Genomic DNA, 18396 nt, shown 5'->3' on the forward strand with positions numbered 1-18396 from the left:
GGAACGGAACGCGCCCGGGCAGTGCCCGGCCGGACGTCGAGCACAACGGGGCGCACGACGAACAGGAGCATCATGACCGACACGCAGGCAGACCACCGCGCAGCCATCTCGGACATCGTCCACGGCGCTCGAACCGCCCTGCTCACCACCGTCAGCGACGACGGCCAGCTGCACGCCCGTCCGCTGGCCGTGCAGGACAAGGCGTTCAACGGGACCCTCCGCTTCCTGGTGCAGGACGGCAGCGAGAAGGTGGAGGACATCGCGCGGAACCCGCACGTCAACGTCGCCATCGAGTCGCAGGGCGGGTACCTGTCGATCGCCGGCACGGCGACGGTCACCCGCGACGAGTCCGTGATCGACGAGCTGTGGTCCCCGTTCGCCGAGGCGTGGTTCCCGGACGGCCGGCAGGACCCGACCATCCGACTCCTCACCGTCGAGGGCGACTCGGTCGAGTACTGGACGCAGGACACCGGCCCGGTCGGCAGCCTCGTGCAGACCCTGAAGGCAGCGATCGGCAAGCAGAGCCAGCCCGACACCGGCCACCACGGCACCGTCGAGCTCTAGCCCGTCCCCCTTCCGCGCCACGCAACGTCGGCGGTCCCTCGCAGCGGTACAGCCCTGCGAGGAACCGCCGACGTTGCGTTTCGCGAGCGTGCCGCGAGCCTTCCGTCGAGCGTACCGCTGGGGTCAGGGCGGGCCGAGCAGCCAGAGCACCGCGACGAGCACCGGCTGCCCGAGGAGCGCACAGCTCACGAACGTCCAGCGCATCCAGGGCCGGGCGACGAGCTCGGGGGAGCCGAACAACGGCGCGAGCGGCATGAGGAGCCGCGGGGTGGACGCCATCGGCAGGGACACCGCGAAGATGTAGAGCGCGTAGGCGGCGGAGTACAGCACGGTCGTCGAGCCGAGCGCCCGGGTCGAGCGCCGCAGCAGCCAGACGGGGTACGCCACGAGCAGGACGACCACGATCAGGATCCCACCGACCCCGAGCCACCGCCCGGCGATCAGGAACCAGGGCGTCATCGGCGTGAAGTCGACCCGCCCGATGAAGTTCACCCACCAGGACATCTCGGTCTCCAGGTAGGCGTCCGACCGCCCGGTGACGTGCGCCGCGATGACCGGCCAGGCCAGCCCCGCCGCGGCCATCACCATGCCGGCGGCGACGACCCGGACGCGTTCCGCCACCGGGAACGCCTCGAGGGACCGCACACCGGTGCCCGCGGCGGCTCGTCGTGCACGCACCCAGCGGACGAGTGCGACGACCCCGAGCAGGAGCGGCAGCGCGAGCGCCCCGGGACGGGTGAACGCCGCGACCACGCCGAGCACCGTCAGCAGGCCGTAGCGCCGTCGCTCGAGCGCCAGCAGGGCGCCGAACGTCAGTGCCAGGAACGTGCTCTCCGCGTAGCCGACCTGCAGCAGGAACGACAGCGGACCGCACGTGAAGAAGAAGACCGCCCACATGCCCGCGGCGTTGCCAGCACGGTCGCTCACCAGCCGGTGCAGCAGGAACGTCGCCACGAGCCCGGCGGCCAGCGCGACGAGGGGCGCCCCCACGGCGAACGGCACCCCGGTCGAGGCCGTCAGCATGCGGATGGCGAAGGGGAACGCCGGCAGGAACGCCCACGCGTTCTGGGCGACTTGCCCGGCGGCGTCGAGCGGCAACGTCGTCGGGTAGCCGTGCACCGAGATCTGCTCGTAGTACTGGCCGTCCCACGCGGTGAGGAACGACCCGAACCCGTGCTCGTTGCCCCAGATGGCGTTGTCCGGCATCTGCCGGGCCATCAGCGGGTAGGCGAGCGCCAGCCAGACCGTGGAGACGAGACGGCCGCCGCCCCACACCAGCAGCACCGCGGCCCAGACGGGCAGGCTCGTCGCCAGGTCGACGATGCGACGTCGACCGTTCGCGAGCGTCCCGGTGACGGCGCCGTCGGTGCGGCTCACCGGCCCGCTCCGGCGGGCGCAGGGCTCTCGGTGGGCACGGACCGAGCGTACCGACCGTCGCCTGGCACCCTCCGGCACGCCGGTGGCCGGTCGCGGACGGGTCGGTCGTCGGTGGTCGGCCGGGAGGCCCGTCCCGCGTTCTGCACACCGCAACGGCTCCGGCGGGTGGTCGGTCCGCGCAGTGGGGCCGGCCCTAGCCTGGAGGCCCACCCGGACGGACCGCGTCCGACGACCAGAGGAGTCCCCGTGCCGAAGACCGCCATCGTCACCGCGAACGCCCCGGCACCCGCCGGCCCGTACAGCCAGGGCATCGTGGCCGGCGGGTTCCTCTACACCGCGGGCTTCGGGCCGCAGGACCCGGCGACGGGGGCGATGGCCGACGACGTCGCCGGACAGACCGCCCAGGTGCTGGCCAACGTCGCCGCCGTCCTCGCCGAGCACGGCGCGACCCTCGACGACGTCGTGAAGTCGACCGTCCACCTCGAGCACTCGGACCGGGACTTCGCCGCCTTCAACGAGGAGTACGCGAAGCACTTCTCGGAGCCGTACCCGGTCCGCACGACCGTGCAGTCGCACCTGGCCGGGATCCTCGTGGAGATCGACGTCGTCGCGGTGCTGCCCAGCGCCTCCTGATCGTCACCCGCCGTCCCGCTCCCTGAGCGGAACCTCACCGACCTCCGGTGCCCCTCGGTGCCGTCGCGCCCGCACGCCGGATCCCGGCGCCCGGGGTGGTGCCCGTCAGACGTCCGGCAGCGAGCACCGGCACGCCCGCCACCAGGACGTCGTCCGTTCCCACAGCCGTGGCCGTCGGGTCGTCGTAGGTCGACCGCGCCGCCACCCGCTCGGGGTCGACCACCGCGAGGTCGGCGACCGCCCCCGCACGCACGACCCCGCGGTCGCCCAGCCGCAGGTGCTCGACGGCGGTGGTCGACAGGTGCCGCTGGGCCTCCGGCCACGACAGCAGCCCGGCACGCACGAAGTCGCCGAGGTACCGCGCCACGGTGCCGGTGGCCCGCGGGTGCGGGTGCGTGCCGACGTGGATGCCGTCCGACCCCGCGGCGTGCCCGGGGTGCCGGACGAGCGGCGCGAGGTCGGCGGGGGAGCGCGGGTGCGGGACCCGCATGATCGCGGTCACCTGCAGGTCGGAGGCGACGAGCAGGTCGATCGCCAGGTCCACGGGTTCGGTGCGTCGCACCGCGGCGGCGTCGGTCAGGGTGCGGCCCTGCAGGTCGTGGTGCGCCGGTGAGGGCACGTGGGAGAGCGTGACCTGGTCCGCCCAGCCCGGTCCGAGGTCTGGGCGTGCGGTGACCCGGTCGAGCACGGCGGTGCGGACCCGGCGGCGTCCGGCGTCGTCGGCGACCGCGCGGGCGAGGTCGTCGGTGCCGGGGCGCGCGAGCGCGGCGGGGAGCAGCAGCATCGACAGGATCGTGCACCCGCGGGAGTACGGGTACGCGTCGAAGGTCAGCCGTACCCCCGCGGCCGCCAGGTCCTCGAGCACGCCGAGGGCCGTGTCGACCGGAGCGTGCAGGTGCGACACGTGCGCACGGACCCCGCTCGACCGGACGATCTCGGCGACCTCCTCGAGCCCGACGCGGAGGTTCGCCTCGTACCCGCCGCGGACGTGCGACACGTAGACGCCGTCGACGGCGGCGACCTCCGCGCAGAGCGCCGCGAGCTCGGCGGTGTCGGCGTACAGCCCCGGCACGTAGTCGAGCCCGGTGGCGAGCCCGAGCGCTCCCTCGGCGAGCCCGCGGCGGACGAGCGCGCGCATCGCCGTGGTCTCCTCGGCGGTCGCGGGTCGGTCCTCGTCGCCCAGCACCTCGTGCCGGATCGTCCCGGCGGGCACCAGGGTCGCGACGTTCAGCGGCGTGGTGCCGTCGTACGTCGCCAGCAGGCCGGCGGTGCTGCCGCCGCGGTACCGGGGGTGCGGGCCGTCGATCGCCGCGAAGTACCGGCCCGCCCACCTGCCGTCGCCGGGGGCCGGGCCGACGCCGTCCTGGCCGGTGACGATGGACGTGACGCCCTGACGGAGCAGCGCGAGCTGGACGTCCTCGTCGAAGACCCGGGACCCGGCGTGCGAGTGCGCGTCGACGGCCCCGGGGAGGACCGTGCGGCCACCGCAGTCGATCGTGCCGGCGTCGTCCGGCACGGGAACCGTCGCACCGACCGCCGTGATCCGACCGCGTTCCACGAGCACGTCCGCGCGGGTGGGGCCGTTCCGGTCGACGACGGACCCGCCGCGGAGCACGAGCGGCGCACCGGTCTCCGCGGTGGTGGTCACCGGGCGAGCCCCGCGACGAGCCGCTCCGCGCGGGACCGCAGCGCGACCGTGTCCCCGGTACCCAGGGCGTCACCGACCAGGGGGGAGCCGAGTCCGACCGCCACCGCACCGGCTGCCAGGTAGTCGGCAGCATCGTCGATCCCGATGCCGCCGGTCGGGACCACGTCGACGAAGTCGAGCGGGGCGAGCACCTGCCGCAGGTACGCGGGGCCGCCGAGCTGTGCCGCCGGGAACACCTTCACCGCCCGGGCGCCGAGCCGCCACGCCCGCACGATCTCGGTCGGCGTCGCTGCCCCCGGGTACCAGCCGAGGCCCCGCTCGTGGGCACGCTCGCCGATCGCGGGGTCGAGGTGCGGGCTGACGACGAAGGACGCCCCCAGGTCGGCAGCGTCGTCGACCTGTTCCGGGTCGAGGACCGTGCCCACCCCGACGGAGACGCCGTCGCCGAACCGTCGCGCGGTCCAGGCGGTGCCCTCGCGCCAGCGCGGGGTGTTCGTGGTGAGCTCGACCGCGCGGACGCCGGCGCCCACCAGGGTGTCGACGACCGCCTCGACGTGCTCGCCCGTGCCGCCGCGGAGGATCGCGACGGCCGGACCCGCGCCGTGCCGGGTGCCGTGGTCCGGCACCGACGGGCTGTCGCCGGTGGACGTGTGGTGAGTGCTCACGGTGTGGCTCCTCGGATCGGTCGGGCGGGTTCGTGCCGGACGGGTGGTGGTCGCGGTCAGCGGTCGACGCGGTCGTGCACCGCCGTGTCGACAGCGGTTGCTCGGGGGCCGGCCGGGTCTGACGGGTCCGACGGGTCCGACGGGTCTGACGTGTCCGACGCGTCGGCGGTGAGCGGGTCGGTGCTCGCGCCGGGGACCGGCAACCGCCAGTCGCCCGGGACGGTGCAGGCGAGCGCTCCGGCGTCGGCGGCCCGGTCGAGCGCGGTGTCCGCGTCGGCCCCCGTGAGCGTCGCCGCGAGCCAGGCCGCCACGAACGCGTCACCGGCGCCGACCGGGTCGACGACGCGCACCGGTGTCGCCGCGCGGCGGGTCGTCCGCCCGTCCACGACCGAGACGGCGCCGCGGGAGCCGAGCTTCACCACGGCACGACCACGGGCCAGGTCGGCGAGCCCACGGGCGAGGTCCTCGTCGGACTGCGGCGGGCTCGCCCCGTCGTCTCCGGCACCGTCCGGGTCACCGAGCAGGATGCGGGCCTCGTCGTCGCCGGCGAAGACCACCGCGGCACGGGCGGCGACGGCGCGGTAGTGCTCCCGGGCGACCGCGGCGTCGAGCAGCTTCTGCCGGTGGTTCACGTCGAAGGACACCGGGACCCCGGCGGCCTCGGCGCGGTCGAGCACCGAGGTGACGGTCCGCCGGGCGGACTCCGAGAGCGCGAGCGTGATGCCGCTGACGTGGACGAGCGCCGACCGCTCGACGAGCCCGGCGGGGACGTCCTCCGGTGCGAGCGCCGAGCCCGCGGAGTGTCGACGGTGGTAGGTCACGCGGGTCCGGCCGTCCCGCAGTCGTTCCTTCATCATGAGCCCGGTCGAACGGTCCGGGTCGACGACCGCGGCGACCTCGACGCCGGCCTGCCCGACGTCCCGCAGGACCCGGTCACCGGCGGGGTCCGCCCCCACGCGTCCGACCCACGTGGCCGGGACACCCGCGCGGACCAGCCCGATCGCGACGTTGCTCTCCGCCCCGCCGGTGTCGACGCGCATGTGGTCGAGGTCGCACACCTCGCCGACACCGGGGCCGGCCAGCAGGAGCATCGTCTCGCCGAGGGTGAGGACCCCCGTGCCCGCGCTCACCGGGTCACCCCACCCGGTGCCGTGCGACGCAGGGCGAGCTGTGCCGACGAGGACCCGAGCGCGACCGAGATCTCGAGCGCGGTCCGCACGACACCGTCGCCGAGCTCGCGGACCGCCGCCGCCGGGAAGCGGGACGCCAGCCCCGAGATGCTCATCGCGCCGACGACCTGGTTCGCGTGGTCGAGCACGGGCGCGGCCACGCAGCGGATGCCCGGCTCGTTCTCGCGGTCGTCGATCCCGTACCCGCGCGCCCGGGTGCGGTCGACCTCCTGCCGCCAGCGTCCGTCGTCGGTGATCGACTGGTCGGTCATCGCGGTCGCGGGCACGGCGAGCACCGCGCCGAGGAGCCCGGGGTCGCCGAACGCCACGATCGCCTTGCCGGAGGCGGTGTTCCGCATCGGCAGGCGGTGGCCGATCCGTGACCCCATCCGGACCGTTCCGCGGGTCTCGACCTTGTCGACGTAGACGATGTCCGTGCCGTCCGGCACCACCAGGTGACAGGTCAGGCCGGTCGACTCCGCGGTGCGCCGCATGAACGGCGCCGCTGCGGCGCGCAGGTCGATGCCCTCGAGGTAGCTCTGGCCGAGCAGCAGTGCGCCGAGCCCGAGGGTGAAGCCGGCGTCCGGGGTGCGGCGGAGCAGGTCGGTCTCGACCATCGGCGCGGTCAGGCGCAGCACGGTCGACTTCGCGGTGCCCAGGGTCGTCGCGAGCTCGCCGAGCGACACCGAGGCGGCGCCGTTCCGGGTGCGGTCGGCCACGTGGTCGAGGACCGTCAGGCCCCGGCGGAGCGACAGTGCGGCGTTCCGCGCGGGCACGGGCGACGTCGGCGACTGCTCGTCGTCGGGCATCAGAACCACGTCGCGATCGTCTCGGTGACGGTGTCGTCGTCCGCGAGCACCTGCACCTGCCGCCACTTGTCGAAGACCGTGCACGGGTGGGAGACCCCGAGCACGACGACGTCGCCGGGCGTCAGCCCGGGCGCCCCGTCGGCCAGGGCGAGGTAGCAGTGCTGGTCGTCGAGGCGGGTGACGGTGACCGCCCCGGGTGGTGGGACGACCTGCGGGTCGTGTGCCGTGCCTCCCGGCCGGACGCCGCGCACCACCGGCAGGCCCTCGTCGAACGAGACGTCGCGCTTGCCGACCGCGACCAGCGCGCGGCCCGGCTCCGGGCAGGACGTGACGCGGCCCCACACCTCGATCGCCGGGCGGAGCGAGCCCTCCTCCGGGCGGCGGCCGAACGGCGTGCGCTCGGCGTAGAAGCCGTCGTCGTGCGTGAGGTAGGCGCCCGAGCGCAGGAGCACGTCGACGTCGTCCGGACGGCCCTCCACGGCGTCGACCACCCCGTCGAACCAGGCGCTGCCGCCCATGCTGAGCAGGGTGCGGCCGGCGACGAGACGACGCACGTCGCTGGCGATCGCGAGGACCTCGGCGACCCAGGCGCGTGCGGTGTCGACGTCGGGCAGGCCCCCCTCGTACCCGGTCACCCCGCGGAGGACGAGACCCGCGTCGTGCGCCGCGACGGCGACCTCGCGCGCCTGCTCGGCCGAGCGCACGCCCGTCCGGCCGCCGGGGAACCCGACCTCGACCAGCACGTGGACGGTGCCGTCGACGGAGCGGGCGGCGCTCGCCGCCGCGGTGACACCGGCGACGGAGTCGACGTTGCAGAGCACGTCGGCGTCGGGGTCGACGCTCCGGCGGGAGGCGAGCCAGGCGAGGCCGGCGGGGTCGAGGACCTCGTTGGCGACGAGGATCCGGTGCACGCCGTGTGCCCACGCGACCATGGCCTGCTGGACGGAGGCGACCGTGACGCCCCAGGCGCCGGCACGGACCTGGCGGTCGGCGAGGGCCGGGGCCATGTGCGTCTTCATGTGCGGGGCGAGCAGCAGCCCGTGGCGGTCGACGTACGACTGCATGACGGCGGTGTTGTGGGCGAGGGCGGACTCGCGGAGCGTCATCACCGGGAGGTGCGCGTGGTCGAGGACGTGCCGGCCGAGGACGGGGGCGGCGGGGTCGGCTGCGCCCTTCGTCGTGACGGTGCCGGGCGGGCGGACGGGGTGCCCTGCTGCTGCGGGGGTGGTCGTCATCGGTCCTCCTGCGTCGTGCGGTGTGCTCCTGGGGCAACGCTCCCGGTGCCGGGTCCACCGGGCAACGTCCTCGTCCCGCCCATTCTGCGGTGCAGAACGGTGGTACGCCCCGGCGCCTGCCGGCTGCGTCGGGCAGAAACCGAGCGGGCATAGCATTCGACGTGATGACGACGATGACGACGACACGACGACGGGGGAGCACGGCGGTGGCCGTGCTCGTCGCGGGCACCTTCTTCATGGAGCTCCTGGACGGCACGATCCTCGCGACCGCAGCCCCGGCGATGGGCCGCGACCTCGGCGTCGACTCCGCCGCGATCGGTGTCGCGATCACCGCCTACCTCGTCACGCTCGCGGTGTTCATCCCGGTCAGCGGCTGGCTCACCGACCGGGTCGGCTCCCGCACGGTCTTCACCGGCGCGATCGCGCTCTTCACGGTGGCCTCCGCCCTGTGCGCGGCGTCGGAGGGGCTCGTCGAGCTGACGCTCTGGCGGATCCTGCAGGGGCTCGGCGGAGCACTCATGGTGCCCGTCGGACGGCTCGTCGTCCTGCGGAGTGCCGGACGCGAACAGCTCGTCACCGCCATCGCGATCCTCACCTGGCCCGCACTCGCGGCACCGATCATCGCCCCGTTCGTCGGCGGCGTGCTCGTCGACACCCTCAGCTGGCACTGGATCTTCCTCGTCAACATCCCGCTCGGGGTGATCGCCTTCGTCGCCGCACTGGTCCTCGTGCCGCAGGAGCGCGCTCCGGAACGCGTCCCGTTCGACTGGCGTGGGTCGCTGCTCGCCTGCCTCGGACTCGGCTCGCTCGTGGTGATGGCGTCCCTGCTCGCACTCGACGAGATCCCCCTGGTCGCGGTCGTCGTGTCGGGCGTGGTCGGGGGCGTCTGCTGCTGGCTCGCCGTGCGGCACTTCCGTCGGGCCCCGCACCCGATCATGGGCCTCGGGTCGTTCCGGCTCGAGACCTTCCGCGTCTCGCACGCCGGGGGCAGCCTGTTCCGGCTCGCCGTGTCGGCCGTGCCGTTCGTGCTGCCGCTGCTCTTCCAGGACGCCTGGGGCTGGAGCGCGGTGCTCGCCGGGTCCGCGGTGCTGTGGGTCTTCGTCGGCAACCTCGGGATCAAGCCGATGACCACGCCGTTCCTCCGCTGGTTCGGCTACCGGCCGGTGATCGTCGTGTCGAGCGCGATCGCAGCGCTGAGCGTCGTCGCGATGGTGTTCCTGACCGAGGACACCCCGTTCTGGCTGCTCGCCGTGCTGCTCGTGGTGAGCGGCGCCGCGCGGTCGGTCGGCTTCACGGCGTACAACACGATCGCCTCCGCCGACGTCGAGCAGGCGGACATGACGCCGGCGAACACACTCTCGTCGACGCTGCAGCAGGTCGCAGCGGGCTTCGGGGTCGCCGTCGCCGCCGTGGCCATCCGGGCTGCGGCCGGGCTCGGCGGGACCGGGCCCTACGACGTGGCCTTCTGGGTGATCGCCGTGCTCCTCGTGGTGGCCTGTGTCGAGGGTGTCCTGATGAGCCGGACCGCGGGGGACACGGTGCGACCGGCGCGACGGGTGCGGGCCGCGGCGCGCTGACGGGCGCCGTCCCGCTGTCCGGCGGGGCTGTCAGCCGTCCGCTGTCCGGCGGGGCTGTCAGCCGTCCGCTGTCCGGCGGGCTGTCGGCCGTCCGCTGTCCGTTCGCGACACGGTCACCCGCGGGGGACCCCGGGTGCGCTACGGTCACAGCAACTGTCCGCGACAGCCGAGTACGGTTGCCGCGGCAGGGTGACCGAGACACCCAGGACGGAAGGCAGCATGGCCGGGCCACAGCAGCAGGGGACGATCGCCGACGGCACCGCCGTGCAGCCGACCGAGCTGCGCGTCGTCAGCTACAACCTCCGCGAGCACACCGCCAACAGCGAGCTCGCCGCCCTGGCGGAAGCGTCGCAGGCGGACGTCATCTGCGTGCAGGAGTGCGACAGCAACGACCTCGCGCCGGAGGTCGCCGGGCTGTCGCTCGCCGCCTCCACGAAGGCCAACCGTCTCGGTCTCGCGATCTACAAGCGCGACGACCGCTTCGAGGTGCAGGACTTCAGCATCCACTCGCTGCAGAAGTCGCTGCACGACCGGGTGCTCGCCCCCGCGCACGAACGGCTCATCGCGATGCGGCTCCGCGACACCGAGGCCGAGACGGAGGTCATCGTGGCCTCGTTCCACGCCTCGCCGCTGACGGCCACGAACTCCCTGCGACGCAAGCAGATCGAGGCTGCCCACCAGTTCGTCCGTGAGCTGTCCGACGAGGCTCCGGCGATCATGGTCGGCGACTTCAACTACCCGTGGTTCCAGACGAACCTGCGCCGGAAGATCGAGGAGCACGGCTTCGCGCTGTCGCTGTCCGACCAGCCGACCTACCTGCGCTACCGCAAGTTCACCGGCCACTTCGACTTCGCGACGAGTGTCGGGCTGCACATCGCCGGCGTCGAGACCCTGCCCGCGGGCATCTCCGACCACCGGCCGATCCTGGTCCGCGCGCACTACGAGCACCCCGGCGTCGCGACCGCCGCCGTCGAGGTCCCGGAGACCCCCGCCGCCTGAGGCCGCCACGGCCGGGTGCTCGCTGTCCCTCGCCCGCGTTCCGGCACCGTCCCGCCGAACGGGCGTGACATGCCGTGTCCGTCCGTCGAGCGGGCACGTTCGGCTGCCAGCACCGCCTGGCGTGACGGATCGTGCTCGCTCGGCGCGACCCCCGCGGCGGGACGCCACCGCCGACGGACGGGAGGCACGGTGCCAGCTGGCACCGTGCCTCCCGTCCGTCGTCGATCGCCGGGGCGACCGGTCCGCGCCTCAGCGACGCAGCGTCGCCCGCGCGAGCCGGTTGCCGATGAACTGCCCGAGCTGGACGATCACCACGATCGCCGCCACGGACACGTAGACGATCCACCAGTCGTACCGCTGCGAGCCGTACACGATCGCGTACTCGCCCAGGCCACCGCCACCGATCAGGGCTCCCTGCGCGGTCATGTCGACGATGCCCACGAAGATGAACGTGTAGCCGAGGATGAGCGGTCCGACGCCCTCGGGGATGAGCACCGTCAGCAGGATCGACACGGGGTGGGCCCCGGACGCCCGCGCTGCCTCGACCACGCCCGGGTCGACGGCGAGCAGGTTCTGCTCGACGATCCGGGACACCGCGAAGGACGCCGCGAGCGAGATCGCGAACGTCACCGCGGGGACGCCGATCGTGGTCTGCACGGCGACGCGCGACAGCGGTGCGATCGCGGCCAGGAAGATCACGAACGGGATCGGGCGCACGATGTTCACGAGCACGTTGACGACCGTGTACACCGCCCGGTTGCCGAGCAGGTTGCCCGGACGGGTGGCGTACAGGACCAGTCCGAGCGCGAGGCCGATCACACCGGCGAACACCAGGGAGACCAGCGTCATCACGAGGGTGTCGCGGATCGCGGCGAGGAACACGTCGGACGTGTCGATCACGCTCTGGAAGCCGTTGCCGTTCATGCTGCGACCTCCTCGTCGACGGTGACGTGTCCGTCGCGCAGTGCCCCGATCGCGCGGTCGACGGCGGCGGGGTCGTCCGCGGTCAACTCGTAGGTCAGCGACCCGATGCGGCGTTCGCGGATCTCGCCGACGCCGCCGAACACGAGCTCGGCCGACACCCCGGCGGTGCGGAAGGCCGCGTCGATCCGGTTCTGCAGGCCCACCTCGTCGGTGATCTGCACCGTGACCAGGCGGCCGCGGTGGTGTTCCCGCAGCCGCGCGAGCTGCTCCGCCGAGGGGCGGTCGTGCAGGGCGGTGCGCACGAAGCGCTGCGCCGCACCGGTCTGCGGCGAGGCGAACACGTCGTAGACGTCGCCGACCTCGACCACGCGGCCGTTCTCCATCACGGCGACCCGGTCGGCGATCCGGCGGACCGCGTCCATCTCGTGCGTGATGACGACGATGGTGACTCCGAGCTCGCGGTTGACCCGACGGAGGAGTGCGAGCACCTCGGAGGTGGTGTCCGGGTCGAGGGCGCTCGTGGCCTCGTCGGCGAGGAGCAGCTCGGGGTTCGAGGCGAGCGCGCGGGCGATGCCGACGCGCTGCTTCTGCCCGCCGGACAGCTGCTCGGGGTACGCGTGCGCGCGCTCGAGCAGCCCGACGAAGTCGAGGAGCTCGGCCACACGGCGGTCCCGCTCGGCCTTCGCGACACCCGCGACCTTGAGCGGGTACGCGACGTTGCCGGCGATGGTCCGCGAGCGGAACAGGTTGAACTGCTGGAAGATCATGCCGATCTTCCGGCGGGCCAGGCGGCGTTCCTTCTCCGGGATCGCGGTGAGCTCCCTGCCGCCGACGGTGACCGTGCCGGACGAGGGGAGCTCGAGGGCGTTCACGAGGCGGACGAGGGTGGACTTGCCGGCACCGGAGTACCCGATGACGCCGAGGACCTCTCCCTGGTGCACGTCCAGGGAGACGTCCTCGACGGCCACCACGGTCTCGCCGGTGTCGGCGCGGCGGTAGTGCTTCGAGACGCCGCGGAGTTCGACGAGGGCGGGCACTACTGCTTGGCCGCCTTCGCGTCCTGCTCGACCGTCGCGAGCTCGGCCTGGAGCTTCGTGGCGCTCTCGTCGCGGGCGACGGCCTCGGGCAGGTCCTTGGCGAAGGCCTTCTGCACCGCCGGGTCCTGGAACAGCTTCGCCAGGTCGAGGTAGGTCTTGTTGTCCTTGTCGGCGTCGCGCACCGCGAAGACGTTCACGTAGGGGGCGGCGCTCGCACTGGCCGGGTCGTCCTGGAAGACGATGTCGCTGGTCGGGAGCTTCGCGGCGGTGGCGAAGTTGTTGTTCACGACCGCGGCGGCGACGGAGCCCTGCTGGAGCGCGTTCGCGGTCTGCGAGGCGTCGAGGGGCTGGACGTCGACCTTCGACGACTCGATGTCGGTCGTGGTCGAGAAGGCCGAGCCGCCGTCCTCGAGCTCGAGGAGCTTCGCGGACTGCAGGATGAGGAGCGCGCGCGCCTGGTTGATCGAGTCGTTCGGGATCGCGACCTTCGCACCCTCGGGCAGCTCGCTCGGCTTCGAGTACTGCGTGGCGTACAGCGGCAGCGGGTACACGGCGGTGGAGCCGATCGGCTGCAGGTCGTCGTCCGAGGTGACGTTGTAGTCCGCCAGGTACTGGATGTGCTGGAACTGGTTGATGTCCAGCTGGCCGTCCTTGAGTGCGGGGTTCGGCAGCGAGTAGTCCGAGAAGTTGGTGAGCTCCACCGTCACGCCGAGCTCGTCCTTCGCGAGCTTCGTGTACGTGCTCCAGTAGCCGAGCGACTTGTCGGCGACGCCGATCGTCACGGTCTTCCCGGCGCCGTCACCGGAGGCAGCGCCCTCGGACCCGCCGGAGCGGACGGCCGCCACGACGACGGCGACGACGATCGCGACCACGACGACCGCGGCGGCGATGATCCAGCCGACGGGGCGCCTGCCCTTCGGCTTCTGGGGCAGGACGGGTGCTGCGGACATGGGTGCTCCTCGTGGGGGACGTGCCCGGACGGGTGGGGCGGGGCCGGGCGGGGCGAGCCCGGACGGCGGCGTGCACGGGCGGTGCGTGGGGAGCCGCGGGATGCCGCGGCCAGGTTCCGAGTGTGGCTGCCCGCGGCGCGACACGCACGATCCGTTCCGCCGTGTTACATCCGTGCCGTTCTCCACAGGTGCCGCACGGCGAGCACCGGGCGCTGCGGGGCTTGGTTGACTCGGAGCGTGCGCAGCCTCGAACTCGTCCTCGACCCCGACTCCGATGCCGCCGTGCGCGCCGCGTGGGACGCCCTGACGGCAGCCGACCTGCCGAGCCTCGGCCGGTCGGGGACGAACGACCCGCACGTCACCCTCGCGGCCGGCGACGCGCTGCCGGTCCCGGAGGGGTTCGACGCCGCGGTGCCGACGACGCTCCGGCTCGGTGGCCTCCTGCTGTTCCCCGCCGGCGCCGGGCGGTCCGTGCTCGTCCGTGCCGTCGTCGTGGACCCGGTCCTCGCGGCCTTCCACGCGGCGGTGCACCGGAGGGCACCCGACGCCGTGGAGACCTCGCTGCCCGGCGGCTGGTCGCCGCACGTCACCTTCGCCCGTCGGGTGCGCGACGAGGACCTGCCCGCCGCGGTCGCGACGCTCCGGGCGACCCCGCTGCCGGAGACCCTGACCGTCGGCGGGGTCCGCCACTGGGACGGCGAGACGAAGACGGTCACCCCCGTCGCGTGAGGGGTGGCCCCGGTCGGGAGGCGCGGCTCAGGTCCGCAGCACCCGCTCACCGAACACGGACGCGAACCGCCGCTCCGGATCGGCCGCCGCCACCAGCCTGCGGAAGTCCGGCAGGCGCGGCCAGAGGGCCTCGACCGCGTCGGCGTCGAGCGAGCTCGTCTTGCCCCAGTGCGGCCGGCCGTCGAACGGCGCGAGCCGTGCTTCGAGGTCCGGCAGCAGCGCCGCGACCGCCTCGGGGTGCTTCCGCCAGGTGAACGCGATGCAGAGGACGTCCTCGCCCTGCGTCGGGCTGAGCCAGGACGGGTCGGCGGCCATCGTGCGGAGCTCGCAGACGTGCAGGTGTGGCTGGATCCGGTCGGCGAGCCCGCGGAGGGCCTCCAGTGCGGCGGCAGCGTGCCGCAGCGGGACGAAGTGCTCGCTCTGCACCTCGGACCCGACGCTCGGCACCGCGTCGATCGGGAAGTGCGGCAGCCGGTCCCACCACGGGCCCACGGTGCCGTCGCGAGCGGTGACGTGACCGTCGGCCGGGCGTCCCGGCAGCCGCGGTGCGCCGAGCAGGGCCTCCGGGACGTCGACGTCGTCGGCGCCGTCCGGCACGCGGGACTTCAGCAGCACCTCGCCGACCTCGTCCCCGAACACCGTGTAGGAGCACACCGAGTAGGCCGCGGCGTGCACGTCGGCCACGTGCGCGACGAACCGGTCCCACGGGACGGGCCCGTACGCGTCCTGGCGCATCCGGTAGGACGGTTCGACGTCCACCTCGACGCGCGTCACGATGCCGAGCAGCCCGAGGTGCAGCACGGCCCCGTCGAAGTCGTCGTCACCGCGACGGACCGTCCGCACGGCACCGTCCGCCCCGAGGAGCTCGAACGACCGGACGGCGGTGCTCAGCGACCCGAGCGTCGTGCCCGACCCGTGCGTCCCGGTGGCGATCGCGCCGCCGATCGAGATGTGCGGCAGCGAGCCGGTGTTGTGCAGGGCGACCCCCGCGGCGTCGAGTTCCGGCGCGACCACCCCGTACCGGGTACCGGCACCCATCGAGGCCGTGCCGGCGGCGGCGTCGACGACGAGGTCCGTGGGGAGCCCCGTCAGGTCGAGCAGCACCCCGTGGGCGTCTGCCACGTCGTTGAACGAGTGGCGGGTGCCGAGCCCGTGCACCCGCTGCGACCGGGCGACGACCTCGGCGGCCTCCTCCAGGGTGCGCGGCCGTTCGACCCGTTCGGCCGAGTAGGTGACCGTACCGGACCAGTTGACCTCGCGCGCCGTCGACCGCATACGGCCCACGATGCCACGCCGTCGGCGACGTGGCATCGCGGACCGTCGGCGCGGTCCGGTGGTGTTGCGGGTCAGTGCATCGCGGGGGCGCCGGCGGGTGCGCCCTCGGGCGTCGCCGGGCGGCGGACGAACGCCGAGGTGAGGATGCCGACGAGGGAGATGACGCCGCCCACCAGGAACGCGGTCTGCACGCCCGAGGCGGTCGCGGCGGCGACCCCGGCGGCGTCCGCGTCGGCTCCCGCCGTGGCCGTACCGATCGTCAGGAGCGTGACGAAGAGCGCTGTGCCCGCGGCACCTGCGAGCTGCTGCGTCGTCCCGAGCACCGCGCTGCCGTGCGAGTACAGCTTCGGCGGCAGGCCACCGAGCGCGGCGGTGAAGAGCGGGGTGAAGGTGAGCGCGAGGCCGATGCTCAGCACGACGTGGGCGCCGAGGACGAACCACACGCTGGTGTCGACCCCGACCGTGGAGAGCGCCCAGAGGACGGCACTGATGATGATCGACCCGGGCACGAGGAGCACGCGGGGGCCGCGGCGGTCGTAGATGCGGCCGACGACGGGGGAGAGCAGCCCCATGATCAGGCCGCCGGGCAGGAGCAGGAGCCCGACGGTCAGCACCTCGAGCCCGAGGACGCGCTCGAGGTAGATCGGCAGCAGGATCAGCGTGCCGAACATCGCCATGAAGCTGATGCCCATCGCGACGATCGGGACCGTGAAGCCCTTCGTGCGGAAGGTCCGGAGATCGAGCAGGGCGCTGTCGGTGCGCTGCAGGCGGGTCTGCCGGACGACGAAGAACGCCAGTGCCGCGAAGCCGACGACCAGGGCGAGGACGGGGACGAGCGGCCCGGTCGACCCGGCCTCGCCGAAGCTGGACAGCCCGAAGACGATCCCGCCGAACGCCACGGCGGAGACCACGACCGACAGGACGTCGAGCGGCGCGCGGCGGGGCGTGGTCACGTTGCGGACCTTGAGCACGCCGAGCACGAGCGCGGCGACGGCGATCGGCAGCACGAACCCGAAGAGCCAGCGCCACGAGAACGCGTTGAGGATCAGGCCCGAGATGGTCGGGCCGACGGCGGGCGCCACCGAGATGACGATCGAGATGTTGCCCATGATGCGGCCGCGGTGCGCGGGCTCGACCAGGTTGAGGACGGTCGTCATGAGCAGCGGCATCATGATCGCGGTGCCGCTGGCCTGCACGATGCGGCCGACGAGCAGCACGGGGAAGCCGGGTGCCGCGAGGGCGACGAGCGTGCCGAGACTGAACAGCGCCATCGCCGCGATGAAGACCTGGCGCGTGCTGAAGCGCTGGAGCAGGAACCCGGTGATCGGGATCACCACCGCCATGGTGAGCAGGAAGCCCGTGGTGAGCCACTGCCCGGTGGCCGCCGAGATGTCGAGGTCCTCCATGAGCCGGGGGAGCGCGACACCCATGATCGTCTCGTTGAGGATGACGACGAACGCGGAGACGAGCAACAGCCCGATCACGAGTCTGGTCTCGCCGGCGGAGGGCTGCGAGACGCTCCCGGTGCGCGGGGCGGAATCGACTGCCTGGGTCATGCGGGGCTCCTGGGGAGTGACGGGGGAGTACGGCGGAGAGGACGAGGGCGCGCGGACCGCGCAGACAGGGCAACCGCCTGAACGGATCCGAGTATTCCGCTTCCGTGTGTCGTCCTCGTGAACAGGTCCACCCCGAGCGCGGTCAGCGCAGGATCGCGAACCCGTCGCCGTCGCCGTGCGGGACCACGCTGCGTCGGGCGACGTCGGTGACCGTGGCGGTCGGCGGACCGGTGCGGAGGAACGCCATGAGCGCCTCGACCGCCTCGGACGGCCCCTCGGCCTCGACCTCGACGGTCCCGTCGAACAGGTTCCTGGCGTACCCGTCGAGTTCGAGCCCGTCTGCCTTGCGTGCGGTCCAGTACCGGAAGCCGACCCCCTGCACCGAGCCGGACACCACGGCGTGCACCCTCGTCACCGTCGTCATGGCGCCAATGTAGGCACGTCGGGGACCCTGCACGTTACGGCGCTGTTCCGGTTCCGTGAACCGACTGATAGTGTCATCACAACCCGAACACTTCGAGTCATAATGACACAATCACCTCCCACCAGCATCCGCGTCGCGGTCTCCACCGTGATCGTCGCCCTGCGCCCGCACCCCGACACCGGTGCCCCGGCGCTGTGGATGCCGCTCGTGCGCCGTGTCGCCGATCCGTTCGAGGGGTCGTGGGCGCTGCCCGGTGGCTGGGTCGGCCCGGACGAGGGGCTCGAGGACTCCGCCGCGGCGCGCCTGCGCGAGACGACGAACGTGCAGCCGCGGTACCTCGAGCAGCTGTACGCGTTCGGCGACGTCGACCGTTCGCCGAGCCGCGTGGTGTCGATCGTCTACTGGGCGCTCGTCCACCCCGACGAGGCCGAGTCCGTCCCCGACGACTGGAACGTCCGCTGGTTCCTGGCCGACGAGCACCCCGCACTCGCGTTCGACCACGACCACATCGTCGCCTACGCCCTCTGGCGGCTCCGCAACAAGGTGTCGTACTCGCGGATCGCGCAGGCGTTCCTCGGGGACCGGTTCACCCTCGCCGAGCTGCGCGGGGTGTACGAGGCCGTGCTCGGGCGGACGCTCGACCCCGCGAACTTCCGTCGACAGGTCGCGCAGTCCGACGCCGTCATCGCGACGGACGAGACCACGAGCGGTGACCGGCACCGCCCGGCTCGGCTGTACCGCTCGAACCCCGACCTGGCCTACGCGGACAACGGCCCGCTGCAGCCCGCCCACCCCCGGCAGCACCACCCGCAGAACCGATAGGAA

18 protein-coding genes are annotated in these 18396 nt (G+C 73.3%); 6 read left to right on the forward strand and 12 right to left on the reverse strand.

Features of this window, described 5'->3' with window-relative positions:
• Nucleotides 1–72: 72 nt before the first annotated feature.
• On the forward strand, nucleotides 73–564 hold the full coding sequence (locus JOD95_RS11145) for a pyridoxamine 5'-phosphate oxidase family protein (protein WP_209685002.1): 492 nt from the start codon (nucleotides 73–75) through the stop codon (nucleotides 562–564).
• A gap of 123 nt (nucleotides 565–687) precedes the next feature.
• Here JOD95_RS11145 and JOD95_RS11150 read toward each other — a convergent pair whose 3' ends face one another.
• Nucleotides 688–1941 (reverse strand): hypothetical protein, encoded by a 1254-nt coding sequence (locus JOD95_RS11150; protein ID WP_209685003.1) that lies wholly within the window; start codon nucleotides 1939–1941, stop codon nucleotides 688–690.
• A 246-nt stretch (nucleotides 1942–2187) separates the two neighbouring features.
• On the opposite strand from JOD95_RS11150, the gene JOD95_RS16955 reads away from it, so the two are divergent.
• Nucleotides 2188–2574, forward strand: a complete 387-nt coding sequence (locus tag JOD95_RS16955; RefSeq protein ID WP_066655379.1) for a RidA family protein — start codon at nucleotides 2188–2190, stop codon at nucleotides 2572–2574.
• Nucleotides 2575–2608: 34 nt separating this feature from the next.
• On the opposite strand, the gene JOD95_RS11160 is transcribed toward JOD95_RS16955, so the two are convergent.
• Genes JOD95_RS11160 through JOD95_RS11180 form a run of 5 tightly spaced genes read right to left on the reverse strand, consistent with a single transcriptional unit; the run spans nucleotide 2609 to nucleotide 8100 of the window.
• Nucleotides 2609–4222, reverse strand: a complete 1614-nt coding sequence (locus JOD95_RS11160) for an amidohydrolase family protein (protein WP_307810425.1) — start codon at nucleotides 4220–4222, stop codon at nucleotides 2609–2611.
• Nucleotides 4219–4887, reverse strand: coding sequence for a bifunctional 4-hydroxy-2-oxoglutarate aldolase/2-dehydro-3-deoxy-phosphogluconate aldolase (locus tag JOD95_RS11165; protein WP_209685004.1), 669 nt, complete (start codon nucleotides 4885–4887; stop codon nucleotides 4219–4221). Before JOD95_RS11165 ends, JOD95_RS11160 begins: the two co-directional genes overlap by 4 nt.
• Before the next feature lie 56 nt (nucleotides 4888–4943).
• Nucleotides 4944–6017, reverse strand: a complete 1074-nt coding sequence (locus JOD95_RS11170; RefSeq protein WP_209685005.1) for a sugar kinase — start codon at nucleotides 6015–6017, stop codon at nucleotides 4944–4946.
• The gene (locus JOD95_RS11175; RefSeq protein WP_245172221.1) at nucleotides 6014–6865 is read right to left on the reverse strand and encodes an IclR family transcriptional regulator; all 852 of its coding nucleotides are present in this window, start codon (nucleotides 6863–6865) and stop codon (nucleotides 6014–6016) included. Before JOD95_RS11175 ends, JOD95_RS11170 begins: the two co-directional genes overlap by 4 nt.
• Nucleotides 6865–8100, reverse strand: coding sequence for an alanine racemase (locus tag JOD95_RS11180; protein WP_209685007.1), 1236 nt, complete (start codon nucleotides 8098–8100; stop codon nucleotides 6865–6867). Before JOD95_RS11180 ends, JOD95_RS11175 begins: the two co-directional genes overlap by 1 nt.
• Before the next feature lie 164 nt (nucleotides 8101–8264).
• Between JOD95_RS11180 and JOD95_RS11185 the strand changes: the two genes are divergently transcribed.
• Nucleotides 8265–9677 carry an MFS transporter gene (locus JOD95_RS11185; RefSeq protein ID WP_209685008.1) on the forward strand — a complete coding sequence of 471 codons (1413 nt, stop codon included), beginning with the start codon at nucleotides 8265–8267 and terminating at the stop codon, nucleotides 9675–9677.
• A gap of 219 nt (nucleotides 9678–9896) precedes the next feature.
• A complete protein-coding gene (locus tag JOD95_RS11190) occupies nucleotides 9897–10676 on the forward strand; it encodes an endonuclease/exonuclease/phosphatase family protein (RefSeq protein WP_209685009.1) in 780 nt (259 codons plus the stop codon).
• Nucleotides 10677–10925: 249 nt separating this feature from the next.
• Here the strand turns inward: JOD95_RS11190 and JOD95_RS11195 are convergent, their stop codons facing one another.
• From JOD95_RS11195 to JOD95_RS11205, 3 genes are read right to left on the reverse strand one after another with little or no spacing between them, the layout of a single operon-like run.
• Nucleotides 10926–11600 (reverse strand): methionine ABC transporter permease, encoded by a 675-nt coding sequence (locus JOD95_RS11195; protein ID WP_066655373.1) that lies wholly within the window; start codon nucleotides 11598–11600, stop codon nucleotides 10926–10928.
• The gene (locus JOD95_RS11200) at nucleotides 11597–12637 is read right to left on the reverse strand and encodes a methionine ABC transporter ATP-binding protein (protein WP_209685010.1); all 1041 of its coding nucleotides are present in this window, start codon (nucleotides 12635–12637) and stop codon (nucleotides 11597–11599) included. Before JOD95_RS11200 ends, JOD95_RS11195 begins: the two co-directional genes overlap by 4 nt.
• The gene (locus tag JOD95_RS11205; RefSeq protein WP_209685011.1) at nucleotides 12637–13587 is read right to left on the reverse strand and encodes a MetQ/NlpA family ABC transporter substrate-binding protein; all 951 of its coding nucleotides are present in this window, start codon (nucleotides 13585–13587) and stop codon (nucleotides 12637–12639) included. The genes JOD95_RS11200 and JOD95_RS11205 overlap by 1 nt, the downstream gene beginning before the upstream one ends.
• A gap of 237 nt (nucleotides 13588–13824) precedes the next feature.
• Here JOD95_RS11205 and JOD95_RS11210 point away from each other — a divergent pair, with 237 nt between their 5' ends.
• Nucleotides 13825–14316, forward strand: a complete 492-nt coding sequence (locus JOD95_RS11210) for a 2'-5' RNA ligase family protein (protein WP_209685012.1) — start codon at nucleotides 13825–13827, stop codon at nucleotides 14314–14316.
• Nucleotides 14317–14343: 27 nt separating this feature from the next.
• On the opposite strand, the gene JOD95_RS11215 is transcribed toward JOD95_RS11210, so the two are convergent.
• From JOD95_RS11215 to JOD95_RS11225, 3 genes are all read right to left on the reverse strand, one after another.
• Nucleotides 14344–15591: a D-arabinono-1,4-lactone oxidase gene (locus JOD95_RS11215; protein WP_209685013.1), complete on the reverse strand. Its 1248-nt coding sequence runs from the start codon at nucleotides 15589–15591 to the stop codon at nucleotides 14344–14346.
• Nucleotides 15592–15662: 71 nt separating this feature from the next.
• Entirely contained in the window at nucleotides 15663–17147 is a 1485-nt protein-coding gene (locus JOD95_RS11220; RefSeq protein WP_209685014.1) for an MDR family MFS transporter, read from the reverse strand.
• A 142-nt stretch (nucleotides 17148–17289) separates the two neighbouring features.
• A complete protein-coding gene (locus JOD95_RS11225; protein WP_066655367.1) occupies nucleotides 17290–17571 on the reverse strand; it encodes an acylphosphatase in 282 nt (93 codons plus the stop codon).
• A gap of 102 nt (nucleotides 17572–17673) precedes the next feature.
• Between JOD95_RS11225 and JOD95_RS11230 the strand changes: the two genes are divergently transcribed.
• Nucleotides 17674–18393: an NUDIX domain-containing protein gene (locus JOD95_RS11230; protein ID WP_209685015.1), complete on the forward strand. Its 720-nt coding sequence runs from the start codon at nucleotides 17674–17676 to the stop codon at nucleotides 18391–18393.
• Nucleotides 18394–18396 lie beyond the last annotated feature (3 nt).

It is taken from the genome of Curtobacterium sp. 1310 (assembly GCF_017834105.1).
Lineage (GTDB): Bacteria > Actinomycetota > Actinomycetes > Actinomycetales > Microbacteriaceae > Curtobacterium.

Excerpts from the sequence above, each read along its gene's own strand:
- JOD95_RS11180 (WP_209685007.1), bottom strand. The coding sequence starts at position 8,100 with ATGACGACCACCCCCGCAGCAGCAGGGCACCCCGTCCGCCCGCCCGGC.
- JOD95_RS11220 (WP_209685014.1), bottom strand. The coding sequence starts at position 17,147 with ATGACCCAGGCAGTCGATTCCGCCCCGCGCACCGGGAGCGTCTCGCAG.
- JOD95_RS11215 (WP_209685013.1), bottom strand. The coding sequence starts at position 15,591 with ATGCGGTCGACGGCGCGCGAGGTCAACTGGTCCGGTACGGTCACCTAC.
- JOD95_RS11205 (WP_209685011.1), bottom strand. The coding sequence starts at position 13,587 with ATGTCCGCAGCACCCGTCCTGCCCCAGAAGCCGAAGGGCAGGCGCCCC.
- JOD95_RS11190 (WP_209685009.1), top strand. The coding sequence starts at position 9,897 with ATGGCCGGGCCACAGCAGCAGGGGACGATCGCCGACGGCACCGCCGTG.
- JOD95_RS11225 (WP_066655367.1), bottom strand. The coding sequence starts at position 17,571 with ATGACGACGGTGACGAGGGTGCACGCCGTGGTGTCCGGCTCGGTGCAG.
- JOD95_RS11145 (WP_209685002.1), top strand. The coding sequence starts at position 73 with ATGACCGACACGCAGGCAGACCACCGCGCAGCCATCTCGGACATCGTC.
- JOD95_RS11175 (WP_245172221.1), bottom strand. The coding sequence starts at position 6,865 with ATGCCCGACGACGAGCAGTCGCCGACGTCGCCCGTGCCCGCGCGGAAC.
- JOD95_RS11185 (WP_209685008.1), top strand. The coding sequence starts at position 8,265 with ATGACGACGATGACGACGACACGACGACGGGGGAGCACGGCGGTGGCC.
- JOD95_RS11230 (WP_209685015.1), top strand. The coding sequence starts at position 17,674 with ATGACACAATCACCTCCCACCAGCATCCGCGTCGCGGTCTCCACCGTG.
- JOD95_RS11195 (WP_066655373.1), bottom strand. The coding sequence starts at position 11,600 with ATGAACGGCAACGGCTTCCAGAGCGTGATCGACACGTCCGACGTGTTC.